We start from the raw sequence: 22,895 nt of genomic DNA on the forward strand, positions 1-22,895 counted from the left end.
GCGACGAACGCGCGCGCCCATCGACGGCGCGCGCGGGCCGTGCGAACGGTCAGCCCGGCAGCCGGTCGAGGAAGGCCAGCATCGCCGCGTTGAATCGCGCGGGCCGCTGCAGCGGTGCAAAGTGGCTCACGCCGGGCAGGATCGTCAGCGTCGCGCCCGGAATCGTATGCGCCAGATACGCCGCGTGCTCGGGCCGGATGAATTCGTCGTGCTCGCCCTGCACGATCGTCACCGGCACCGCGATCGCCGCGAGATCCTGTGCGCCGTAATTCGGTTGCGTGCGCATCATTTCGCTGACGGCCGCGACGAATGCGTCGAACTGGTCCGGCGTTGCGGACAGTTGCGCGTAGTCCTTCCGGTGCCGCGCGAAGCAGCGGTCGATCAGCGGGCTCGGCACCATTTCCTTCGTGCCGCCCGGGTCCATGTTGCACGCGAAGAAGAACACGCCGGCCGCGCGCTCCGGCGCGCGGGCCGCCAGCACGAGCGCGGTGCATGCGCCGTCGCTCCAGCCGACGAAGCGCGCGCGGTCGACGTGCAGCGCGTCCAGGACGGCAAGCACGTCCGACGCCATGCGTTCATAGGAATATGGTTGGTCGTCGCGCGTACTGCGGCCGTGGCCGCGGCTGTCGATCAGGATCGCGCGGTAGCCGGCCGCGAGCAGCGCCGGCACCTGGTTGCCCCAGTTGCCGCCGTGGCCGAGGCCGCCGTGCAGCAGCACGACCGGCGGCCCGTGTCCGAACGACGCGTGCCAGATGCGCGCGCCGTCGTGTTCCAGCCATCCTTCCGCATCGGCCGCCGGCAGCGGCGTGCCGCCGTGCGCATCGAAGCGGACGAGTTCGTCGTCGTCGAGTTCCGCATGCATCGTTCTGCCGTCCTTTCGAGGGAGACGAGATTGCGATTGTAATGCGTGCGGCCGACGCGGCATTGACGGCCGCGCGCAGCCGGAAACCGTCAGGCCTGCGTCGACACCAGCCCGCCCGTCGACGAGCCGCCCGACTTCTCGATCGCCGCCGCGAGTTGCGAGATCGCCGTCGCCAATGCCGCCGAGATCGCGCTGGCTTCCGCGCTCAGCGACTGCTGTTCGACCGCCGCGGCCGGGTCGTCCTTCGCGCGCTGGGCCGCGCTCGCCATCTGCCGCTCGAGCGTTGCGAGCTGCTTCTGCAGCCGCTCGATCAGCGCCTTCAGTTGGCTGACCGCGGGGTTCTCCGACGATGCGGCCGATGCGCCGGGCGTTTCGCCGGTGCCGCCGGTCGAACCCTTCGTGCCACCCGCGCCGGTGGTGCTCGTCGTTCCGGTGGTGCCCGCGGTATCCGTTGCACCGTCGGCGGATGACGTCGCAGCAGGTGCGGTCGTCGTGGCCGATGCGCCCGGGCTGTTTGCGGTAACGCTGCCGTCCGCCAGCGGGGCTCGCGCGGTCGTGGAGAAATCGATCTGCATCGTGTCGGTCCGTGTGTCGGTAAACAAATCGTGAGGGGGCGGCGTGATATGCCTTCCAACTCGTTTACGACATTCGTCACACGAAACTTGAGTATCGGGGTCGGACGGATTCTGCGGCAGATCGCGGCACTCAGGTCGCGAAAGGGCCAGATTGATAGCGAAACGGCGCTGGTAAAATTGCCGCTTCGCCGGGCGGATCCGCGCGTCGACGGCCTGCGGGCACGGTCGTGCAACGCCGCCGGGTTCGGCTCCCGCCCTTCCGGGCGCGGCACACGACGCGTGCCGGGCCGCCGTCGCGGCTTCGCGGGTCGCCCTCTTCGTCCGCCTTCGTGCACCGCTCGCCGGGTCGAGCGGCAAACGCCGTGCGGCGCTCACTACATTACGCATTCGAGGAACACACGATGGCCCGCATCGGCGCCTTCTGCATCACGACGTGGCTTGCCGCCGCGATTCTCTACTTCGGCCAGCATTCCGTTGCGATGATTGCGCTCAGCGGTGTCGTCGTATTCGGCGGGTTCGATCTGCTGCGGCCGTAACGCGCATCGCGGCGACGGCGCTCACGCTGCTCGCGCCACATCACGGGCTTGAATTCGGCTCGTTCAGCCCGGAGCTGCACGTCGCCTTCGATCGTGCGACCCGCCGCTGGCTGCGTTGCAGCGGCGTCGAAGCGGGACGCGCATCGACAGGCGCCCGGAAAATCCGGGCGCCACGTGAACGCAGGGAGATGAACGAACCGGCGCCTCGCGCGTCAGCGCGGCAACGTCCTCAGCGAAGACGGCCCGCCGGTCAATGCGATACGCTTGCCCGTATCGCGCAGCTTGCCGCCTTCCACCGCATAGAGCGCCAGTTGCCGTTCGACGTTGAACTGCACGATCACGTGCCGGCTGTCGGCGGTAAACACGATGCCCTGCGCGGCTTCGCCGCCGGGCAATTCGCTGGTCTTCACGGCCTGCCCGTCGCGGATCTCGAACAGCAGTACCTTGCCGAGCTTGTGGCGGCCCGGATTGTCGGGCGTCAGGTTCGAGCCGTCCATCGCCTGCACGGCGATCCATTTCCCGTTCGGCGAAATCGCGACGCCTTCCGGCAGCGACGGCACCGTCAGGTACTGAACCGTGCGGAACGGCACGCGCGACACATCGATCAGCGCGACCGTATCGGCGTCGCCCGCGAGCGTGCCCGCATAGCCCGGCAGCCCCGCGAGCCCGACGTTGCTGACGACCGCCCAGCGGTTGTCGCTCGACACGTCGATCGTGTAAGGCGCGACGCCCGTGCTCAGGCGCGTGCCGCTGTCGGTCACCTTGCCGTCGTCGACGTTCAGCACCGCGACGCCCTGCTCGTCGCGCAGCGACACGAGCGCATGCTTGCCGTCGTGCGTGAAGCTGATCCCCGCGAGCCGCTTCTTGCCGATCTTCAGGTTGCCGTCGAGCGTCACGTGCGTGCCGTCGATGCGCAGGATCGATACGCTGCCGTCGACGTTCGCGACGAGCGCGAGCCGGCCCGACCGGTCGATCGCAATGCCTTGCGGATGCGTGCCGAGCTCGATGCGCGTGATCGCGGGCGGTGCGGCGTCGAGATTCACGACCTGCAGGAACGTGTCGAACACGAGCTGCTTCGCGGCCGCGTCGTAGCGCGTCGGCGCGCCGACGAGCGCGAGCTTCGCGTCGGGCGTGATCGCGACGGCCTGCGGCGGCCCCTGGATGCCGTTCTCGACGTCGACCTGCAATGCGACTTTCGGCGGGAACGTGCTGGCGTCGAGCAGCGTCAGCGTGTCGGCGGGCGGCGAAGCAAGGAAGGTGTCGCGGCCCTCGACGCGCTGGTACTTGCCGTCGTTGCCGGACACGATCCAGTCGGCGGCGTGCGCGGCGACGGCCGTCGTGGCAAGGGTCAGCGCGGCGAGCAGGCGCGCGCTGCGCAGGCGGAAGGGATTCGAATGCATGGCGGTCGGTTCTCCGGATCGGTTGCGGACGCAATGGATTGCACGACCCTGCTGCTCGACGGGCCGCTGCCATCGCATGATGCCCGAAAGCGTGCAAATCCGGCGTCTCGCGCCCCGCTCCGTCAGGCAGCCGGTGACGCGCCCGGCCCCCACCGATCGACGTCATCGAGCGGATACACGGGCCGCGCAAGCCGCTCGTAGCGAAACAGCCCGTAGTCCGAGCCCGTCACGCCGCGGCTGTCGCATTCGACCAGCGCGGCCGCGATCGGCACGAACACCGGCCGGCAATACATCCGCGATTTCAGCAGCAGGAAGCGCGCACGGCGCGGATCGACGCCGACGCTCTCGAACACGCCGAGATCCCACGGCTCCTGCGTGCGCTCGGTGACGACGAGCGTCGCCGCGCCGATGTCGAGCACGGCCGTGCGGCCCATGTACGCGCGCTGGCCCGTGTATGTCGGCCCCGTGATCACGTATTCGCCGTCGGTAATCGCGCGCACGACGCCGGTCGCGCGAAACGGCTCGCGCCGCACGCCGCCGTGCGACGGCAGCCGGTTGCCGACCGGCACCGTGACGGTCGCGCCGACACCCGCATCGATCAGTGCCGCGACGGCCTCCGGGTCGCACAACGGCCCGCTGACGATGCCGTCGAGCCCCTGCGCGAGCGCTTCCTCGAGCAGGTCCATCGTGTCGCACGGGCCGCCCGACATGCAGTTGTCGCCGTGATCGAGCATCAGCACCGGGCGGTCAGCGCCGCGAGCGAGCGCCGCAGCCTGCGCGACCGACTCCGCGAGCGGCGCGCTGCGATAGACGAATTCGTCGCGTGCGTCCCAGATCTGCCGCGCGATACGTTCGGCAACGGCATCGGCCGCCGCGCGGTCGCCGTCGCCGACCACGACGACGCTGATGCAAGGCGCGGGAATATCCGCGAGCGAGAAACCCGAAAGCACCGACACGGCGAGCACGCCGCCGACCTCTGCCTCGGCCGCGCGCGCGGCCTCCACCGCGCGCCGCATCGCGCCTTCGGCGCTCGCGCTGCGCAGCGTCGACGTCATCAGCGGCGGTTGCCGCCACGCAAGCACCGGCCGTGCGCGACCGTGAAGCCGGTCGAGCAGCACGCGCGCCGCATGCTCGCCCGTCTCGTACATGTCGACATGCGGATAGGTCTTGAAACTGACCATCACGTCCGCGTGGTCGATCATCTTCTGCGTGACGTTCGCGTGCAGGTCGAGCGCGACCGCGATCGGCGCGTCGGGCAGCGCCGCGCGCACGCGCGCGAGCAGGTCGCCCTCGCCGTCCGCGCTCTGCTCGGCGACCATCGCGCCGTGCAGGTCGAGCATCACCGCATCGCAGCCGGGCGCGGCCGCGACGACCGCGTCGCAGATCGCCGCATACGCATCGGCCGCAACAGGCCCGCTCGGGTTCGCGGCCGCCGACACGGGCGTCACGATTTCAGCGCCTTCACGCGCGGCCGCATCGATGAACGCGGCCATCGCGGTGCGCATCCCGTGGTTCGCGCGATACGCGTCGTCGCCCCAGTCGGGGCCGTTGCGGCCGAACGCGGCAAGCGGCGTCGGCACCGGCGAGAACGTGTTGGTCTCGTGGTTCATCCGGGCGATCAGGATCTTCATCGCGTGCCACCTTCCGCGATCCCGGCAGCGCCCAGCATCGCCTGCAGCAGCACGTTGCAGCCGGCTTCCAGATGCACCGGATCGGCGTCCTCGATCTCGTTGTGGCTGATCCCGTCCTTGCACGGCACGAAGATCATCGCGGTCGGCGCGACGCGCGCGAGATACACGGCGTCGTGGCCCGCGCCGCTGATCACGTTCATCGACGACAGCCCGAGCGCGCTCGCGCCGGCCCGAACCTGCTCGACCAGCGTCGCGTCGAACGGCTGCGGCGGAAAGTACACGACCTGCTCGACGTCGATCCGCATGCCGGCCGATGCGCCCAGGTCGGCGCACGTCGCGCGCAGCTCCGCATCCATCGCCGCCAGCGTCGCGTCGTCGGCCGCGCGCAGGTCGACGGTCAGCGTCACGCGGCCCGGAATCACGTTGCGCGAATTCGGGTGCACGTCGACCCAGCCGACCGTGCCGCGTCCGTGAGGCGGATGCGTGCGCGCGATGCCGTTCACCGCACGCACGAGATCGGCCGCAACCAGCAGCGCGTCGCGCCGCAGCTCCATCGGCGTCGGGCCCGCGTGCGCCTCCATCCCGTGCACGGTCACGTCATACCAGCGCTGCCCGAGCGCGCCCTCGACCACGCCGATCGTCGTATCGTGCGCCTCCAGCACCGGCCCCTGCTCGATATGCGCTTCGAAATACGCGCCGACCGGATGCGCGTCGCGCCCATCGTCCGCATCGCCCGCATAACCGATCGCGACCAGCGCGTCGCGCACCGACACGCCGTCGCGGTCGCACTGCGCGAGCGCATGGTCGAGCGTGAACGCGCCCGCGAATACGCCGGAGCCCATCATCACGGGCACGAAGCGCGAGCCTTCCTCGTTGGTCCAGACGGCGACCTCGAGCGGCGCACGCGTGCGCACGCCCGCATCGTCGAGTGTGCGCAGCACTTCGAGGCCCGCGAGCACGCCGTAGTTGCCGTCGAACTTGCCGCCGGTCGGCTGCGTGTCGATATGGCTGCCCGTCGTCACGGGCGGCAGGTCGTCGCGTTCGCCCGCGCGCCGCGCGAAGATGTTGCCGATCGCGTCGACACGCACCGTGCAGCCGGTTTCCTTCGCCCATGCGACGAACAGGTTGCGCGCGTCGCGATCGAGTTCGGTGAGCGCGAGTCGGCACACGCCCCCTTTGTCGGTCGCGCCGATCCGCGCGAGACGCATCAGGCTGTCCCACAGCCGCGCGCCGTCGACGCGCAAGCCGGACGCCGCGACGCCCGATGTCGAATCCTGAACTTGCATCGATGGAATTCCTCGCAATGAAAGGGCACGGCGCTTACGCGACGCCGACGCCCAGGTAACGGTCCTTCACCTCGTGATCGGCGGCGAATGCCGCGTTGCTGCCTTCGTAGACGATCACGCCCTGTTCGATCACGAAGTGGCGGTCCGCGAGCTGCGTGCACACTTCGAGGTTCTGTTCGACGAGCAGGATCGCGACGCCGGCCGCCTTGATCCGCTTCAACTGCTCGACGATCTCCTCGACGATCACCGGTGCGAGCCCCTCGACCGGCTCGTCGAGCATCAGCAGCCGCGGGTGGTTCATCAGCGCGCGGCCGATCGCGAGCATCTGCTGCTCGCCGCCCGACAGCTGCGCGCCGCCGTTGCGGCGGCGCTCCTTCAGGCGCGGAAAGATCCGGTAGATGTCGTCGAGCTGCCACGGCGAATCGCGACGCGCGCCGAGCCGCAGGTTTTCCTCGACCGACAGCAGCCGGAAAATCCCGCGATGCTCGGGCACGAAACACAGGCCGCTCGCGGCGATCCGGTGCGCGGGCTGCCCGGCGATCGGCCGGCCCGAGAACGTCACCGCGCCGCCGGTCGGCGCGACGACGCCCGCGATCGTCTTGAGCGTCGTCGACTTGCCCGCGCCGTTGCGGCCGAGCAGCGTCACCGTCTCGCCTTCGTTCACGTTCAGCGAAATACCTTGCAGGACGTGGCTCTTGCCGTAGCTGGCATGGACCTCCTTCACGTCGAGCATCATGCGCGGCCTCCCGTGATCATGTTGCCGAGATACGCACTGCGCACGCGCTCGTCGCCGCGAATCGCGTCGGGTTTGCCCTCGACCAGCACGCGGCCCTGCTGCATCACCGTGATCGTGTCCGAGATGTCCATCACGATTCCCATGTTGTGTTCGATCAGCACGACCGTATAGTCGTCGCGCAGGCCGCGGATCAGCGCCTTCATGTCGTCGAGATCGTCGATCCCCATGCCCGACGTCGGCTCGTCGAGAAAGATCGCGCGCGGCCGCGCCGCCAGCGCCATCCCGACCTCGAGCCGGCGCTGCTGGCCGTGCGACAGCACGCCGGCCGCCGTGTCGGCGAAGCGCTGCAGGCCGAGCCGCTCGAGCACGTCGTCGACGATGCCGTCGTGCGCGAGCGCACCGCGCGGCGGCGTCCACGGATTCAGCGCGCGCCGCGATTCGACGCCCTGTGCGGCAACCCGCAGGTTCTCGCGCACGCTCAGGTTCGGAAACAGGCTCGTCACCTGGAACGAGCGTGCGATGCCGCGCCGCACGCGCTTGTGATCGGGTTCGCGCGACACGTCGTGACCGTCGAACAGGATCGAGCCCGACGTGATCGGCAGCGTGCCCGTCAGCGTATGGAACAGCGTCGTCTTGCCCGCACCGTTCGGGCCGATCACCGAATGCACGGTGCGCGGCATGATCCGCAGGTCGACGCCGCCCAGCGCCGTGAACTTGCCGTAGCGCTTGACGACGCCGCGCGCCTCGAGAATCGCTTCGCTCATTGCTGCTCCCTGGCATCAGCCGCCGTGCCTTCGGTGCGCCGCAGCGTCGCCGCGACGCGTTCGCCCAGCCCCCACAACCCGCGCTGCATGAACAGGCTGACCGCGATCAGCACGAGGCCGAGCAGCAGCAGCCAGCGCGGCCACAGCGTCGACAGCCAGTCCGCGAACAGCACGTAGAACGCCGCGCCGAGCACCGACGCGAACAGGTTTCCGGTGCCTCCGATCACCGTCATCACGAGGATCATCTCGCTCGTGTGATAGTCGATGTTCGACAGCGGCGCGATGCCCGTCATCAACGCGTGCAGCGCACCCGCGAGGCCCGTGACCGCACCCGAGACCACGAACGCCGCGAGCTTGAAGCGCTTCACGTCGTAGCCGGCCGCCGCCGCACGCGCCTCGTTGTCGCGGATCGCGAGCAGCGTACGGCCGAACACCGAGCGCGACACGCGCAGCAGTAGCCAGAACACCGCGACGAACAGCACCGCGACGAAGCCGTAGTAGCGCCACGGCGAGTCGAGCGGGACGAGCGGATGCCCGAACGCGGCGAGCGCGGGGCGCGGGATGTCGAGCAGCCCGTTGTCGCCGCCCGTGACGTCCGGCGTCGTATAGGCGAGAAAGTAGAACAGCTGCCCGAACGCGAGCGTCAGCATCACGAAGTAGGTGCCGCGCTGCCGGATCGAGAACCAGCCGACGAGCGCCGCCGCGACGGCGCCGAGCGCGGCGGCCGACAACAGCGCGACGCTCACCGACGCGACGCCGCGCGTCAGCACGAGCCCCGCCGCATAGCTGCCGAGCCCGAAGAAGATGCCCTGCCCGAACGACAGCAGCCCCGTGTAGCCGAGCAGCAGGTTGCAGCCGAGCGCGGCGAGCGCGAACACCAGCACTTCGGTGGCGAGCGAGCCCGAACTCAGCACGACCGGCAGCACGCACACGACGACCACCGCAAGCCAGCCTTCCGGCCGCTGCAGCACGCCGCGCCACGGCTGCGGGCGTTGCGAGGCCGCCGCCCCCGGCGGCAGCGGTTTCGACGATTCGATCATGCGGCCCTCCCCAGCAATCCGTTCGGACGCAGCAGCAGCACGGCCGCCATCGCGACGTAGATCATCAATCGCGCGCCTTCCGGCCACAGCGTGCTCATCAGGCTCTGCACGATGCCGACCAGCAGCCCGCCGACGAGCGCGCCGAGAAAATTCCCCATCCCGCCGACGACGACCACGACGAACGCGACGCCGAGCGCCTCGATGCCCATGAACGGATCGACGCCGCGGATCGGCGCGGCGAGCACGCCCGCAAGCGCCGCCGTCGCCGCGCCGAGCGCGAACACGAGGCTGAACACGCGCGTCACGTTGATGCCGAGCAGCGACACCATCTCCGTCGATTCGCTGCCCGCGCGCACCGTGCTGCCGAGCCGCGTGCCCTCGAGCACCCACCACAGCAATGCGGCGAGCACGGCCGTGAATGCGATCACGAACAGCCGGTATTTCGGGTAGACGAAGCCGCCCCAGATCACGACGCCGTTCAGCGCGTCGGGCGGCGGCACGTTGTCGCCGAGCGGACCCCATGCGAGGATCGCGCACTCCTGCAGCACGAGCGCGAGCCCGACCGTCGCCAGGATGTGGAATTCATGCTGCTGCGCGTACACATGACGCAGCACGAGCTTTTCGACGCCCCATGCGAACGCGCCGACGACGAGCGGCACGACCGCGAGCGCGACCCAGAAATTCGCCGACCATTGCAGCGCCTGGTAGCAGAGATACGCACCGAGCAGGTAGAACGCGCCGTGAGCGAAATTCACGAAGCGCAGCAGGCCGAATACGATCGACAGGCCGACGGCGAGCAGGAAATACAGCATGCCCACGCCGATGCCGTTGACGATCTGCAGCAGATAGACGTTCATGGCTTCCGTGTCGGAAAGGAAGGTAACGGACGTCCGCGGCGCACGATGGCCGCGGGCGCATGCACGGCGTCACGCGAGCTTGCAGCCCGTCTTGTCGACCGGCAGGAACGACTGGCCCGAGCTGACGATGTCCGCATAGTCGTCCGCACTCTTCATCCGGCCCTTCGGCTTGCCCTTCAGCAGGTAGTAGTTCTTCAGCACCTGGTGGTCGGCCTTGCGGATTTCCTCCGGGCCCGTGAGGCCGTCGTACTTCATGCCCTCCATCGCCGCGACGACCTTCTTCGGATCGGCGCTGCCGGCCTTCACCATCGCGTCGATCAGGATCTTCGAGCAGATGTACGAACCCGCGAGGCTGTAGTTCGGATTCGCCTTGAACACGGCGTTCGTGCGCTTCACCAGGTCGCGGTTCAGCGGCGAATCGATGCCGTGCCAGTACTGCGCGCCGAAATACACGCCGTCGCAGATGTCGGGCCCGAGCGCCTCGAACTGCTCGAGGCCCGATGCCCACGCGAGCAGGATCGTGCAGTTGCGCTTCATCCCGAAGCTGACGGCCTGACGCAGCGTGTCCGACGACTGCGAGCCGAAGTTCAGGATCAGCAGCACATCCGGCTGCGCGGCCGCCGCGTTCGTCAGGTAGCCGCTGAACTCCTTCTCGGCGAGCGAGTGGTAGCTGTTGCCGACATGCTCGATGCCCTTCTCCTTGAAGATCGCTTTCGCGGCCGACAGCAGGCCGTCGCCGAACACGTATTGCGGCGTGATCGTGTACCAGCGCTTCGCCTTCGGCAGCATCTGGATCAACGGGCGCACCGTCTGCTCGATCGCGCCGAAGGTCGGCACCGACCAGCGGAACGTCGCGGCGTTGCAATCCTTGCCGGTGATTTCGTCCGCGCCGGCCGTCGTGATGAACACGCCGTCCGCCTTCTGGACTTCCTTGCCCATCGCCAGAGATTCGGACGACAGGATGCCGCCCGCGAAGAAGCGCACGCCCTTCTGCTGCGCGATCTCCTGCACGCGCCGCACGGCGGTCGCGGGCTTGCCCTCGGTGTCGAGCGCCGTATAGGCAAGCGGTGCGCCGAGCACCTTGCCGTATTGCTTGACGACGAGCTGCATGCCGAGATCGGCGTACTTGCCGTTGGCGGCGAACGGCCCCGACATCGGCACCGGGCACGCAAGCTGGATGGGCGAACCCTGCGCGAACGCGGCACGGGACGACATGCTGCCGAGCGCGCCCGGCACGGCCGACAGTGCGGCCAGTTTCAACAGTTCTCGGCGATTCAAGTTGACGCTCCTGATAAAGGGGGACACACGCGATGCGACCGACTGCCAAACCGTGCCCACGCCCTGCAGGATGCGCGCCGCCGGTTGATCCTATTTATCATGATAAATAGAATGAACCTGATGCTAGAGTTGATCAAAATTGGTGTCAATCAGGCAAAATTCCGTACCCCGCGCCGGAACGGATCGTCGACGATGACGCGGCGCGCAGTCAGACAAAGGAGTCTTGAAGATGGTCATGGACCGAGCCAGGGCGGGCCTCGCGGTCGAAATCAAGCAGCCGAAGCGGGCCGACCTCGTCGCCGAGGAGATCAAGCGGCTGATCACCGAGAAGGACCTGAAGCCGGGCGACCGCCTGCCGCGCGAAGCCGAGCTGCAGCAGCTCTATGCAGTCAGCAAGAGCACGATCCGCGAGGCGTTGAAGTCGCTCGAGGTGCAGGGGCTCATCAAGGTCACGACGGGGCCGTCGGGCGGCGGGATGGTCGTCGAGGTGCCGCTCGACCGCACGCTGCAGCTCCTGCAGAACTACCTGTTCTTCAAGGACGTGACGATCGACGACATCTATACGGTGCGCCAGCTGCTCGAACCCGAGCTGGCGGCGGGCGCCGTGCCGCACCTGAGCGAGCGCGACTTCGCGGCGCTGGAGTCGAACATCGCGTGTTGCGACGGCGCGTCGGGCGTGCACGACCGCGGCCACATGCTGCGCCAGCGCCAGGAGGACACGACGTTCCACGACATCCTCGCGGCCGCGAACCCGAACCCCTTCCTGCGATTCAGCTGCGAGCTGATCAACGAGATGATCCGGCAGTTGATCGAGTTCCGGAACGATACGCCGCTCGTCGAGCACAAGCGCTTCGGCGAAGCGAACGTATCGATCCACAAGGCGATCCTGCAGGCCGCACGCGAGCGCGATGCCGAGCGTGTCCGTGCGCTGATGGTCGAGCACATGACCGAGGCGCCCAAGCATGTGAAGCGGATGAAAGGCAAGCTGCGCGGGCGCCTGATCCTCGATTCCGAGATTCGCAGGCGGGCCGCCGCTCCCGTTGCGGGATCCGATGCGGCCGCGACGGATCCCGAAGAGGGCTGATCGTCGGCAAACGCAGCCTTCATCGCGCGCAGCCTTCCGTGTACCCCGTCGTGCCCTTCGTCTCCAGATATTCGGCGAGACCGAACTCCGCATACTCGCGCCCGTTGCCCGAGCGCTTGTAGCCGCCGAACGGCGCGGCCGGGTTCCACGCCGGATAGTTGATGTGGACGTTGCCGACACGCAGCCGCGCCGCAATCCGGCGCGCGCGTTCGAGATCCTTCGACTGCACGTAGGCCGCGAGCCCGTACACCGAATCGTTTGCGAGTGCGACGGCCTCGTCCTCGGTCCGGTAGGTCATGATCGACAGCACCGGCCCGAAGATTTCCTCGGTCGCAATCGTCATGCGCGGCGTGACGTTCGAGAACACCGTCGGCCGCACGTAGAAGCCGTCGCCGAGCCCGTCCGGCCGCCCCGGGCCGCCGGCAACGAGCGTCGCGCCCTCCTCGATCCCGAGCCGGATGAAACGCTGGATGCGGTCGAACTGCGTGCGGCTGACCACCGGCCCGATGCCCGTTTCCGGCGCACGCGGATCGCCGACGACGGTGCGTTCCGCCTCGCGGCGCGCGACCTGCTCGGCCAGCGCCAGATGATCGACATGTACGAGCATGCGCGTCGGCGCATTGCACGATTGGCCGCTGTTGCTGAAACAGCTGCGCACGCCGCGCGTGACCGCATCGTCGATATCGGCGTCGGGCAGGATCAGGTTCGGGCTCTTGCTGCCGAGCTCCTGGTGCACGCGCTTCACGGTATCGGCGGCCGCCTTCGCGACCTCGACGCCCGCGCGCGTCGAACCCGTGAACGACACCATGTCGACGTCCGGGTGACGCGACAGCGCATCGCCCGCTTCATGCCCGTAGCCGTGCACGAGGTTGAACACGCCGGGCGGCACACCGGCTTCGTGCAAAATTTCGGCAAACAGGATCGCGCTGAACGGCGCGATCTCGCTCGGCTTGAGCACCATCGTGCAGCCGGCCGCGAGCGCCGGCGCGACCTTGCACACGATCTGGTTGATCGGCCAGTTCCACGGCGTGATCAGCGCGCACACACCGATCGGCTCGTGCGACACCAGCAGCGAATCGGTCTGCGTGCTGAAGCGGAACGACTGCAGCGCGCGGATCGTCTGTTCGAGATGCGCGGTGCCGACCGCGGCCTGCATCGCGCGCGCGAATGCGATCGGCGCGCCCATCTCCTGGCTGATCGTTTGCGCGACCTCTTCGTAGCGGCGCCGATAGATGTCGAGCACGCGCTGCAGCAGCGCGACGCGCTCGTCCACGGACCAGCGCGAGTACGTGTCGAAAGCCTGCTTCGCCGCACCGACCGCGCGGTCGACGTCGGCCGCGCCGCCGATCCTGAGTTGCGCATACGGCCGCGCGGTGGCCGGGTCGATCACGTCGATCGACTGCGCATCGGCCGGATCGAGCCACTGGCCGCCGATGTAGGACTGTTGTGACGTTCGCATCGAATGCTCCTGTTGTGACGGATGCCGGCTCAACGCATCGCACGCGCATAGGCGTCGACGACGATGTCGCGGATCTGCGCGACGAACCACACGATCTCGTCGCGCGACATCACGAGCGGCGGCGAGAACTGCACGATCGGCGTGCCTTCGTGATCGACGCCCGCGCGGCACAGCAGCCCCGCGTCGAAGATCGCCGGCGCGAGCAGCGTCGACACGAACGCCTGCGCGCTGATGCCGGCCGCCCAGCGGCGCGCGGCCTTGTCGGTCACGAGTTCGAGCGAGTAGTGGTAGCCGTCGCCGCGCACGTCGCCGACGCACGGCAATTCGAGCAGGCCGTCGAGCGTCCGGCGGAACACCGCTTCGTTGTCGCGGACGTTCGCAAGCACACCTTCGCGCTCCATGATCGCGAGGTTCGCGAGCGCGGCCGTACATGCGACCGGATGGCCGCCGTACGTCGCGCCATGCAGGAACATCTGCTGCGGGCCGTCGAGCACCGTGTCGACGACCGCGTCGCTCGCGATCACACCGCCGAGCGGCACGTATCCCGACGCAATGCCTTTCGCGAACGTGATGATGTCCGGCTTCAGACCGTAGCGCGCCGACCCGAAATATTCGCCGAGCCGGCCGAACCCGCAGATCACTTCATCCGCGACGAGCAGCACGCCGTGCCGGTCGCAGATGTCGCGCAGCCCGGCCGCATAGCCGGCAGGCGGCGTCAGGCTGCCGCCCGCGTTCTGCAGCGGCTCGACGACGATCGCGGCGACCGTGTCCGGCCCTTCCTGCACGATCAGCGATTCGATCTCGTCGAGCAGGTGGCGCGTGAACTGCGCTTCCGTCTCGCCCGCCGGGCGGCCGTAGCGCTTCGTGTTGCCCACATGCCGCACGCCCGACATCAGCGGCTCGAAATGCTTGCGGAAGTTCGTCATCCCGTTCAGCGCGAGCGCACCGAAAGACGTGCCGTGATACGCGACGCGCCGCGCGATGAACTTGCGCCGCTGCGGCTCGCCGCGCGACTGGTGATACTGGCGCACCAGCTTGATCGCCGATTCGTTCGACTCCGACCCGCTCGACGTGAAGAACACGCGGTTCAAGCCGTCCGGCGCGAGCGCCGCGAGCTTGTGCGCAAGCCGGATCGCCGGTTCGTGGCCATAACCCCAGTTGGTTGCGAACGGCAGCCGCACCAACTGCTCGCGGATCGCGTCGCCGATCTCCGCGCCGTGGCTATAGCCGACCTGCACGCAGTACAGCCCGGCCAACGCATCGAAGTAGCGCTTGCCGTTGCGGTCGACGAGCCAGCAGCCTTCGCCGCGGTCGAACACGGTCAGCGCGTTGTCGCGATACGCATCGGCATGCGTGAAGTGCATCAGCAGGTGGCGCTTGCCGAGCGCCTGCAAGTCCGCATCGAGATTGACGTCAACGGCGTTCATGGGTCACTCCTCCTTCAGGGTTTCAAAACCGGGTTCCGGCGGCCGGTCATTCAATTCATCGACAGCGTCGGCGCCGGGCGCGTGAAGCCGCGCGTCAGCCACACGAGCTGGCAGAGCCCTAGCGCGAGCCAGCCGATGCCGACATAGAACGTCTGGCGCGACAGCCCCGACCAGAGCCACACGTTCATCGCGAAGCCGATCGCCGGCATCGCGCCGAACGTGATCCAGCCCGCGGCATGGCGGTGCTCGGGCCGGCACAGATAGCTGCGCATCACGCACAGGTTCACGATCGCGAACGCGACGAGCGCGCCGAAGCTGATCATCGTCGACGCGAGATCGAGCGTGACGAACAGCGCGGACAGCGACACGACGCCGACCGCGAGCGTCGCGCGCACCGGCGTGCGCAGCCGCACATGCAGGTGGCCGAACACGCGCTGGGGCAGCACCCGGTCGCGGCCCATCGCGAACAGCACGCGCGTCACACTCGCCTGCCCGGCCATCGCGCTTGCGAAACAGCCGGCCACGTAGACCGCGACGAACAGCGCCGACAGTGTGCCGCCCCCGATGCGCCGCATCAGTTCGAGGCTGGCCGAATCGAGATCCTTGAACGCGTGCCAGTCGGGAAATACGACTTGCCCGATGTACGCGATCAGCATGAACAGCAGGCCGCTCGCCAGCGTGCAGAGCAGGATCGCGCGCGGGACCGTGCGCCGCGGCTCGCGCGTTTCCTCGGACAGCGTCGTGACCGCATCGAAGCCGAGGAACGACAGGCACAGGATCGCGGACCCGGCGAAGATCGCGCGCGCATCGCCCGACGACGGCAACGCGACGGCCATCGACAATCCTTCGCCGCTTGCAACCCGCGCCGATGCGACGACGAAAATCGCGATGAATACGAGCTGGCTCGCGATCAGGATCAGGTTCACGCGATTGACGAGCCGGATGCCGACGATGTTCAGCCCGGTGACCAGCGCGATGCTCGCGACAATCCACACGCTGGCCGGCACGACCGGGAATAGCTGCTTCATGTAGATGCCGATCGCGAGGTAGCTGATCATCGGGATGAACAGGTAGTCCATCAGCAGCGCCCAGCCGACCATAAAGCCGGCCGACGTGCCGAAGTTGCGGCTCGCGAACGTATAGGCCGACCCGGCGCTCGGCATCAGCCGCGCCATATGGCCGTAGCTGCGCGCGGTGAACAGCATCGCGACCAGCGTGACCGCATACGCGGCCGTCAGATGCCCGTTCGTCTCGCTCGTGACGAGCCCGTAGGTCGTGAACACCGTCATCGGCAGCATGTACGCGAGGCCGAAGATCACCAGCGTGAACAGTCCGAGCGGATGCGCGTTGCGTCGTTCGTTTGCGTCGCATCGATGCGCGTGCGGCTCCGGGTCATGCGTCGAAGCGACCGATGCGGATCGACCTGGCCTGTCGTTGTTCATGCTGTCCTCACGTGGATTTCGTTCATGACGTCAACACTCGTTTCGTCGGCAACGCGTGCATTGCACGATTCGGAAACGAGTGTGGTGCGCCAAAAAATCGACGACGAATGAGAAAAGCGGACGTAATCGAGGGATATTTGCGGACAGATCGCCGCGCGTCGCATCGGCCGGTCATGCATGGTGCTGTGCCGCACTGGCGTTTTGCGGACATTCCGGCTATGTTCTACGCGATCCCGTCGCCGCATCCGCACCATGGACAGCCGCTCCCATCGAAACCAGAGCAGGGCCGAGCGCAGCCTGCGTTCGTCGCTCGGCCTCGCGCGTCCGGCCGGACGCCAGGAAGACATTCCCGCCACCGTCCACGCGATCGCGGTCGCGCTGGACGAGTGCCGCGTGCGGCACATCGACGGCGCCGCGCTGCTCGAAGGCACCGGGCTCGGCGCGGACGAAGTCGCGTCGCCGAACCTGCACGTGAATCGCGGCCAGGAGCAGCGCTGTTTCCGCAACCTGCTGCGCTGCAGCGGCGTGCCGTCGATCGGGCTGTCGATCGGTGCGCGGCTGCACGTGTCGACACTCGGCCTCGCCGGCTACGCGATGCTGATCAGCGGCTCCGTGATGCAGGCGTTCCGGTGCATGAGCCAGTTTCCGCTGTTCATGGGGCTGTATTTCGATGTGCGTATCGATGCGCACGCGGAAGGCATGAGCGTGACGATCGGCCGCTACAACGGCGAGCCCGATCTCGAGGTGTTTCAGGTCGACATGTGCCTGTCCAGCCTGCGCCTGATCGTGTCCGATCTCGTCGGCAAGCCGGTCTGGCCCGAGCAGCTGCAGCTCGCGCGCCGCACGCCGCGCAATGCGGCCGACTATGCGCGCCACTTCGGCTGCAAGGTCGCGTTCAATGCGGGCGACAACCGTCTCGTGTTCACGTCCGTGAACGGCACGGAAACGCCGCGTCTTGCGAACGAAGTCAGCTTCAACGCGCTGCACTACCAGTGCGAAGCGCTCGAACGTCAGTGGGCCGCGTCGGTCGGCACGCGCTTCGCCGATCGCGCGAAGGAGCTGATGGCGCGCGACCTGTCGCGCTTCAAGTCGATGACGTCGCTGGCGGATGCGCTGCACCTGACGGAGCGCACGCTGCGCAGGCGGCTCGACAAGGACGGCATCACGTTTCAGTCGCTGCTCGACGAAGTGCGTCACGACGAAGCGGTGCGGATGCTCGACGACCACACGCTGACGGTCGCGGCGATCGCGGAACGCCTCGGCTACAGCGAGCCGCGCAGCTTCCGTCATGCGTACCGGCGCTGGACCGGCAAGACGCCGCGCGCCGAGTCGGACGTCGACGCGTGAACCGGACCGGTTACGGCTTCATTGCCGGCATCAGGATTCTTTGCACACGTAATTCATGACCAGCGTCTGAATGGAATCGGGCTGGACATAATCGTAGTCATCCGAATCCTCACGAGAAACGTAGACCTCGCCCGGCAGTGTTCCAACCATGCTTGTTTTGCCCATCGCCCACGTCTTGTTCTGACAGTCGAACGTCCAATTGGAAACCATGCGCTTCACCAAAAACGGCGCCGAGTACCGGTGAGGATGGGCATAGACGATTTTGACCGTAATCCATGAATTTTTTTCGTGCCGCTCGACGGAAGCGGGGTCCACATAGAGCTCGATAGCCGGACCCGGGCCCAGCGTGACCCAGCTCTCGGCGCATGCGGCGTTAGCGATGAATACAAGCAATGCACCCGCGATCCAGCCTTTTATCATTTCCATTCCTTGAATCTTGCGACGGCAATTCCGGAGACCTGATTCTACGTTTTCCGATTACGTGACATTCGTACGGTTCGATCCGGCGTTTCAACCGATCTCGAAACCTTTCGATCAATCTGCATCCCGGAAACGCGTATCGATCGCTTGTCGAAAAATCCGAACCCAGGAATGAAAATCGCAATGAATCGACTCGCGTAGAATGCCCGCAACAATCAATCCGAACGCGGCCACGCTCCGATTCCGCTCGCATCGACGCAATGCGAAAGAGACCCGTGACATCCGCTGACGTCGCCGCGTAATCGGGCGAGCGCAACCGCGACGATCGTCGACCGACGAAGCCACCATGAGCAAACCGATCCTGTACCTTCTCGCCGGCAACGGCAGCGCGGCCGACTGGTGGGACGATGCGCTGCCCCACTTCCGGCACTACCGCCCCGTGCCGCTGGAACTGCCGGGCTTCGGCGACAATCCCGCGCCGCCGTGCGAAGACCTCGCCGCCTACGCGCAAGCGCTGCTGGACGCGACCGAACCGGGCCACGCGATCATGGCGGTCGGCGTGAATGCGCTGCTGGTGCTGCACGCGCTGCAGCGGCGCCCCGGCCACTTCAGCCGCAGCGTGCTGCTCGCGCCCGTCGGCGCGTTCCTGTGGGAACGGCGTTTGCCGAAACTGATGGCGCCGAAGCCGCTGCGCAACGCGACCCACTGGCTGCTCTCGCACTACCCGACGCTGTTCGCGCGCAAGTTCTCGAACCAGACCTGGACACGTGCGCAGTACCGCCGCATGGGCGCCGGTTATGCGCGCTGCCGCGCGTTCCTGCCGCATTGGGATCTCGTGCGCGCCGATACCGCTCTGCCGCTGCTCGAATGGATCACCGATCGCATCGAACTCGTGTGGGGCGACCAGGACAACGTGCTCGGCGTGCGCCAGGCCGCCGCGTGGTCTGCCATCCTCGCGCGCGCCGACCTCACCGTCACGCTCCAAGCCGGCTGGGGACACTATCCGTGGATCGATGCGCCGGCAACCTTCGCGCAGTGGCTCGAAGCAGGCGACGCGGGCTTCGTCGCGCACACGAAAGGCGGACGCCTGGCGCTGGCCACGATGGCCGGGCTGCCCGTGCCGCCCGCGCTGTCGCTCACCCGCGCCGACGACCCGCGCCTGCACGGCTTTCTCGCGAGCCAGCCCGATGCCGAGTGGGCGATCCGCTCGTCGAGTCACGGCGAAGACCAGGCCGATGCGGCCAACGCCGGCCTGCACACGACGTTCCTGCGCGTGCCGGCGTCGCTGGCGGCCGCACGCGTGGCCGAGCTGCTCGACGGCGGGCTCGAGGAAGCGGTCGTGCAGCGCTTCGTCACGCCCGTGCTGTCCGGCATCGCGTTCGTGCGTCATCTCGCGGTCGAAGTCGAATGGGTGCTGGGCCACCTCGAAACGCTCGCCGACGGGCAGGCGAGCCCGCAGCGCGCGATCCTGTCCCGGCTCGGCGAGCCCTGGCAGAGCGGCACGTTCCCGACCGCGCACGGCCTGACCGCGACGCAACTGTGGACCTTCCTGCAACGCGTGCTGCGCGCGTTCCAATACGTGCCGGGCGATGTCGAATGGGCATGGGACGGCACGCGGCTGTGGCTGCTGCAGTATCGCCCGATCAGCAGCTACGGCTGGCACCGGCACCTGACCTCGGCCAACATCGCCGAGATCCTGCCGCCGCAGCCGAGCCGGCTGGTCGAGTATGCGCAACGTCGCGCGGCCGGCAGCATCCCGGCCATCATGGCGCGCTGGGATGCACGCGTGCTGCGGGACAACGAACCGTTCACCGCGCTCTATGGCGGCGCGTCGTACATCAACAACGACCTGTTCCTGGCACGGCTGGCCGACTGGGGCGTATCAGCCGGCAACTACAGCGGCGAGATCGGCGGCGCGACGCCGCCGCTGCGCTGGCGACCGCTGCGCCTGCTGCGATCGCTGCCGGTGTTCTGGCGCATGCTGCGCGTCGCGCGCACGCACCTGCCGACGCTCGAGCACGGCTTGCGGCGCTTCGACCGGGAACTCGCGACGCTCGTCGAGCAGCGCGCCGACGGCCGGCAACTGGCCGACTGGTTCACGCGCTTCTACGTGTTCGTCGTGCAGGGCAACCTGTGCATCGCGGCATCGCTCGCCAGCAGCGGCGGCGCACTATGGGGGCGCCCGCCGACCGTATACGGCCAGCTCGACGACAGCCCGCACCGGCTGCCGTGGGAAACCGATCCGGGCACCGCGCGGCCGGCGCCCACCGACCTGCCGCTGCAGACGTTTCCCGACTGGCCGCTGCCGGTTCGCGTGCTCCATACGCTCGGCGCACCGGGCATGCGCGGCTGGTATCTGCAGGTGCGCGAGTGGTATCGCGACAACCTGATGCGCGTGTTCTTCCGCCTGCATCATGCGATGCCGGCCGCCGATCGCGACGCGTGGTTCGCGCCCCATCCCGAGCGCCGCGAACGCAACGGCAGCTTCTGGCAGGACGGCAGCGAAGGCACCGACGAGGCGACCGGCTTCATGATCTATCCGGGCCACACGCAGGGCGTGCTCGGCCGCGACATCCTGCTGGAAGACACGCTCGACCCGGGCCGGCACGCGCAGTACCAGGCCGCGCGCGCCGTGATCGCGCGCATGGGCGGCCGGCTGTCGCACGGCGCGACGCTGCTGCGCGAGCTGCGCAAGCCGTCGGCCGTGCTGCCGCGCGTCGACGCGGCATGGGTCGGGCGCGAAGTGCGGCTCAGCGACGGCCGGCTGACGCTGGTCGAATAAGCGCGGTGTGCGGCCCGCCGACGTGTTGAAGGGGCTGGCGCCGGATGCGCTGGAACAGGCGATTGCAGGGATGGACGCGCCGTCGCGGAACGGGCTGCGCAATCCGTTCGCGCAGGACGGCATCCCGCAGGACGTGCGCGCGGGAATGGATCAGCTATCCGAAGACGACGTGACGCGTCGCGGCTAACGGGACCTGAATCGGCACTCAGCGCTGCGGCGTGCGGATTTTCCCGTCGACCTTCAATATGCGCCTGTCGTGCGCGGCCTCGTATTCAACCGTCTGCGCGGGTGTGACGGCGCCGTACGACCGGCCGTTCACATAGACGGTGCCGTCCCGCAGTTCTACACGGTCGCCGTCGACCGTCGCAGTGGCCCGTTCGCCCTGCAGCACCGCGCCCGAGCAACCGGCGGTCGAAAAACTGCGGACCGACGTGCCCGACATCGGAGCGTTCCCGCCCTGATCCGCCGCATGTGCCGCGCTGCAGGGTGGCGCATCCATGCTGCCGGCAGCGTGGAGCGATCCGGCGCCGATGCCGGATCCGGCAAGCAACGCAATCGTCATCGGCAACAGCTTGTTCATGGTGGTCTCCGCGGTCCGTGGACCTCGATCGACAACGACGCATCCCGTCCGGTCGATGGCCCGCGGTTGCGCAACCGGATCGACGGTCGGTCGACACTCCTGCCCGCCGGTCGACTTGATACGCCAAGTATGCGTCCACGTCACCGCACTCCGCCACCCGCGCCGCAACCATTCACCGCCAAAAACTGCCGGCTCGTTCGGGCCCCTTGATCGGCTTCGACGCCGGCCCTCCGAAAGCGACTGCGGGGCCACAGGTTCGCGGAAAATCGACCTTGATCGAGTTGCGACTCGCAACTATTATCGATTGCGACACGCAACCTTTTCGGGCAGACCATGGATCTCATCGACGCTCCCGCCAAGCCTCGCGAAGCGACCATCCTCGAGCTTCGCGACTTCTCCCGCAAACTGGTTCGCGAGCTCGGCTTCATGCGCGCCACGCTGGCTGACAGCGACTGGGCGCCTTCGGCCGTTCACGCGATCCTCGAGATCGGGATGGCGCCCGGCATCAACGCCCGGGATCTCGGCAACATCCTGCGCCTGGACAAATCGAACACGAGCCGGCAACTCGCGCGGCTCGAAGCCGCCGGTATCGTGGAGCGCCGCGTGTCGAGCGAGGATGCGCGCGCGACCGAGCTGACCCTCACCGCCGAAGGGAAAAAACTCCGGAAAAGAATCGACCAGTTCGCGACGGACCAGGTGTCGAATGCGCTGCGCCGCATGATTCCGGCCGACCAGCAGGCGCTGCTGCGTTCGCTCGCGCTGTACGCCGATGCGCTCGCGCAGGACAACGCCGCCAAGTCGCCCGCCGCGGCACCCGACGCACCGCAGATCCGCGAAGGCTACCAGCCGGGCTGCATCGGCGACATCGCGAGCCTGCACGCGCGCTTCTATTCGGAGCACTGGGGATTCGGCGCCTTTTTCGAAAAGCGCGTGGCGACCGAGCTTGCCGAGTTCGCGGGCGCGCTGCCGGCCGACGGCAAGGCGCTTTGGCTCTGCCAGGAGGACGGGCGGACGCTCGCGTCGCTCGCGATCGACGGCAACCCGGCGACCGGCGTCGCGCATCTGCGATGGTTCATCGTGAACGACACGTTGCGCGGATCGGGCATCGGGCGCCGGCTGATGACGCAAGCCATGCGCTTCGTCGATGAGCAGCGGTTTCGCGAAACCTATCTGTGGACGTTCAAGGGCCTCGATTCCGCGCGCCATCTGTACGAGTCGTTCGGCTTTACGCTGACCGGCGAGTCCGCGGGCACGCAATGGGGAACCGAGGTGGTCGAGCAGCGTTTCAGTCGGCCAGGGCCGTCCGGCTGCTGAGGTTCAACCGGGATCGACAGCCTGTCGATCGACGGCGTCGCCCGGCATACCAGCATTTCGCGGCGCGCGCTGTCC

The 22,895-nt window shown here is 67.9% G+C and carries 21 protein-coding genes; 6 read left to right on the plus strand and 15 right to left on the minus strand.

Annotation, left to right across the window (positions count from 1 at the left end; translation table 11 throughout):
- Nucleotides 1–49 precede the first annotated feature (49 nt).
- Together DM992_RS34755 and DM992_RS34760 are read right to left on the minus strand one after the other, a co-directional pair.
- Nucleotides 50–862: an alpha/beta hydrolase gene (locus tag DM992_RS34755; protein WP_111020799.1), complete on the minus strand. Its 813-nt coding sequence runs from the start codon at nucleotides 860–862 to the stop codon at nucleotides 50–52.
- A gap of 89 nt (nucleotides 863–951) precedes the next feature.
- Nucleotides 952–1,437: a hypothetical protein gene (locus tag DM992_RS34760; protein ID WP_111020800.1), complete on the minus strand. Its 486-nt coding sequence runs from the start codon at nucleotides 1,435–1,437 to the stop codon at nucleotides 952–954.
- 401 nt (nucleotides 1,438–1,838) lie between these two features.
- Here DM992_RS34760 and DM992_RS43445 point away from each other — a divergent pair, with 401 nt between their 5' ends.
- Entirely contained in the window at nucleotides 1,839–1,973 is a 135-nt protein-coding gene (locus DM992_RS43445; RefSeq protein ID WP_006405345.1) for a hypothetical protein, read from the plus strand.
- A 212-nt stretch (nucleotides 1,974–2,185) separates the two neighbouring features.
- Here the strand turns inward: DM992_RS43445 and DM992_RS34775 are convergent, their stop codons facing one another.
- The 8 genes from DM992_RS34775 to DM992_RS34810 form a co-directional block, all read right to left on the minus strand.
- A complete protein-coding gene (locus tag DM992_RS34775) occupies nucleotides 2,186–3,373 on the minus strand; it encodes a beta-propeller fold lactonase family protein (RefSeq protein WP_111020801.1) in 1,188 nt (395 codons plus the stop codon).
- Nucleotides 3,374–3,495: 122 nt separating this feature from the next.
- The gene (locus DM992_RS34780) at nucleotides 3,496–5,004 is read right to left on the minus strand and encodes a M81 family metallopeptidase (protein WP_111020802.1); all 1,509 of its coding nucleotides are present in this window, start codon (nucleotides 5,002–5,004) and stop codon (nucleotides 3,496–3,498) included.
- Nucleotides 5,001–6,290, minus strand: coding sequence for a Zn-dependent hydrolase (locus DM992_RS34785; RefSeq protein WP_111020803.1), 1,290 nt, complete (start codon nucleotides 6,288–6,290; stop codon nucleotides 5,001–5,003). Before DM992_RS34785 ends, DM992_RS34780 begins: the two co-directional genes overlap by 4 nt.
- A gap of 34 nt (nucleotides 6,291–6,324) precedes the next feature.
- A complete protein-coding gene (locus DM992_RS34790) occupies nucleotides 6,325–7,026 on the minus strand; it encodes an ABC transporter ATP-binding protein (RefSeq protein WP_111020804.1) in 702 nt (233 codons plus the stop codon).
- A complete protein-coding gene (locus DM992_RS34795) occupies nucleotides 7,023–7,790 on the minus strand; it encodes an ABC transporter ATP-binding protein (protein WP_072440446.1) in 768 nt (255 codons plus the stop codon). Before DM992_RS34795 ends, DM992_RS34790 begins: the two co-directional genes overlap by 4 nt.
- Nucleotides 7,787–8,830 carry a branched-chain amino acid ABC transporter permease gene (locus DM992_RS34800; RefSeq protein WP_111020805.1) on the minus strand — a complete coding sequence of 348 codons (1,044 nt, stop codon included), beginning with the start codon at nucleotides 8,828–8,830 and terminating at the stop codon, nucleotides 7,787–7,789. Before DM992_RS34800 ends, DM992_RS34795 begins: the two co-directional genes overlap by 4 nt.
- Complete coding sequence (locus tag DM992_RS34805; protein WP_072440443.1) at nucleotides 8,827–9,687, minus strand: branched-chain amino acid ABC transporter permease; 861 nt, start codon at nucleotides 9,685–9,687, stop codon at nucleotides 8,827–8,829. The genes DM992_RS34800 and DM992_RS34805 overlap by 4 nt, the downstream gene beginning before the upstream one ends.
- Before the next feature lie 69 nt (nucleotides 9,688–9,756).
- The gene (locus DM992_RS34810; RefSeq protein WP_111020806.1) at nucleotides 9,757–10,965 is read right to left on the minus strand and encodes an ABC transporter substrate-binding protein; all 1,209 of its coding nucleotides are present in this window, start codon (nucleotides 10,963–10,965) and stop codon (nucleotides 9,757–9,759) included.
- Between the two features lie 229 nt (nucleotides 10,966–11,194).
- Here DM992_RS34810 and DM992_RS34815 point away from each other — a divergent pair, with 229 nt between their 5' ends.
- Nucleotides 11,195–12,049 (plus strand): FCD domain-containing protein, encoded by an 855-nt coding sequence (locus DM992_RS34815; RefSeq protein WP_111020807.1) that lies wholly within the window; start codon nucleotides 11,195–11,197, stop codon nucleotides 12,047–12,049.
- A gap of 19 nt (nucleotides 12,050–12,068) precedes the next feature.
- Here the strand turns inward: DM992_RS34815 and DM992_RS34820 are convergent, their stop codons facing one another.
- From DM992_RS34820 to DM992_RS34830, 3 genes are read right to left on the minus strand one after another with little or no spacing between them, the layout of a single operon-like run.
- Nucleotides 12,069–13,508, minus strand: coding sequence for an aldehyde dehydrogenase family protein (locus tag DM992_RS34820; protein WP_111020808.1), 1,440 nt, complete (start codon nucleotides 13,506–13,508; stop codon nucleotides 12,069–12,071).
- Between the two features lie 29 nt (nucleotides 13,509–13,537).
- On the minus strand, nucleotides 13,538–14,935 hold the full coding sequence (locus DM992_RS34825) for an aspartate aminotransferase family protein (protein ID WP_111020809.1): 1,398 nt from the start codon (nucleotides 14,933–14,935) through the stop codon (nucleotides 13,538–13,540).
- A 50-nt stretch (nucleotides 14,936–14,985) separates the two neighbouring features.
- Nucleotides 14,986–16,377: an APC family permease gene (locus tag DM992_RS34830; RefSeq protein ID WP_111020810.1), complete on the minus strand. Its 1,392-nt coding sequence runs from the start codon at nucleotides 16,375–16,377 to the stop codon at nucleotides 14,986–14,988.
- Nucleotides 16,378–16,629: 252 nt separating this feature from the next.
- Between DM992_RS34830 and DM992_RS34835 the strand changes: the two genes are divergently transcribed.
- Nucleotides 16,630–17,724, plus strand: coding sequence for an AraC family transcriptional regulator (locus tag DM992_RS34835; protein WP_111020811.1), 1,095 nt, complete (start codon nucleotides 16,630–16,632; stop codon nucleotides 17,722–17,724).
- Nucleotides 17,725–17,754: 30 nt separating this feature from the next.
- Here DM992_RS34835 and DM992_RS34840 read toward each other — a convergent pair whose 3' ends face one another.
- Nucleotides 17,755–18,144: a surface-adhesin E family protein gene (locus tag DM992_RS34840; RefSeq protein ID WP_162631807.1), complete on the minus strand. Its 390-nt coding sequence runs from the start codon at nucleotides 18,142–18,144 to the stop codon at nucleotides 17,755–17,757.
- Nucleotides 18,145–18,490: 346 nt separating this feature from the next.
- On the opposite strand from DM992_RS34840, the gene DM992_RS34845 reads away from it, so the two are divergent.
- Nucleotides 18,491–20,926 (plus strand): PEP-utilizing enzyme, encoded by a 2,436-nt coding sequence (locus DM992_RS34845; protein ID WP_162631808.1) that lies wholly within the window; start codon nucleotides 18,491–18,493, stop codon nucleotides 20,924–20,926.
- 7 nt (nucleotides 20,927–20,933) lie between these two features.
- Complete coding sequence (locus tag DM992_RS34850) at nucleotides 20,934–21,113, plus strand: hypothetical protein (RefSeq protein ID WP_111020813.1); 180 nt, start codon at nucleotides 20,934–20,936, stop codon at nucleotides 21,111–21,113.
- 18 nt (nucleotides 21,114–21,131) lie between these two features.
- On the opposite strand, the gene DM992_RS34855 is transcribed toward DM992_RS34850, so the two are convergent.
- Nucleotides 21,132–21,506: a sugar ABC transporter ATPase gene (locus DM992_RS34855; RefSeq protein WP_111020814.1), complete on the minus strand. Its 375-nt coding sequence runs from the start codon at nucleotides 21,504–21,506 to the stop codon at nucleotides 21,132–21,134.
- A 333-nt stretch (nucleotides 21,507–21,839) separates the two neighbouring features.
- Here DM992_RS34855 and DM992_RS34860 point away from each other — a divergent pair, with 333 nt between their 5' ends.
- Entirely contained in the window at nucleotides 21,840–22,820 is a 981-nt protein-coding gene (locus DM992_RS34860) for a helix-turn-helix domain-containing GNAT family N-acetyltransferase (protein WP_111020815.1), read from the plus strand.
- The last annotated feature ends 75 nt before the right edge of the window (nucleotides 22,821–22,895 follow it).

The organism is Burkholderia sp. JP2-270 (assembly GCF_003233675.1).
In the GTDB taxonomy this organism is placed as follows: domain Bacteria; phylum Pseudomonadota; class Gammaproteobacteria; order Burkholderiales; family Burkholderiaceae; genus Burkholderia; species Burkholderia pyrrocinia_C.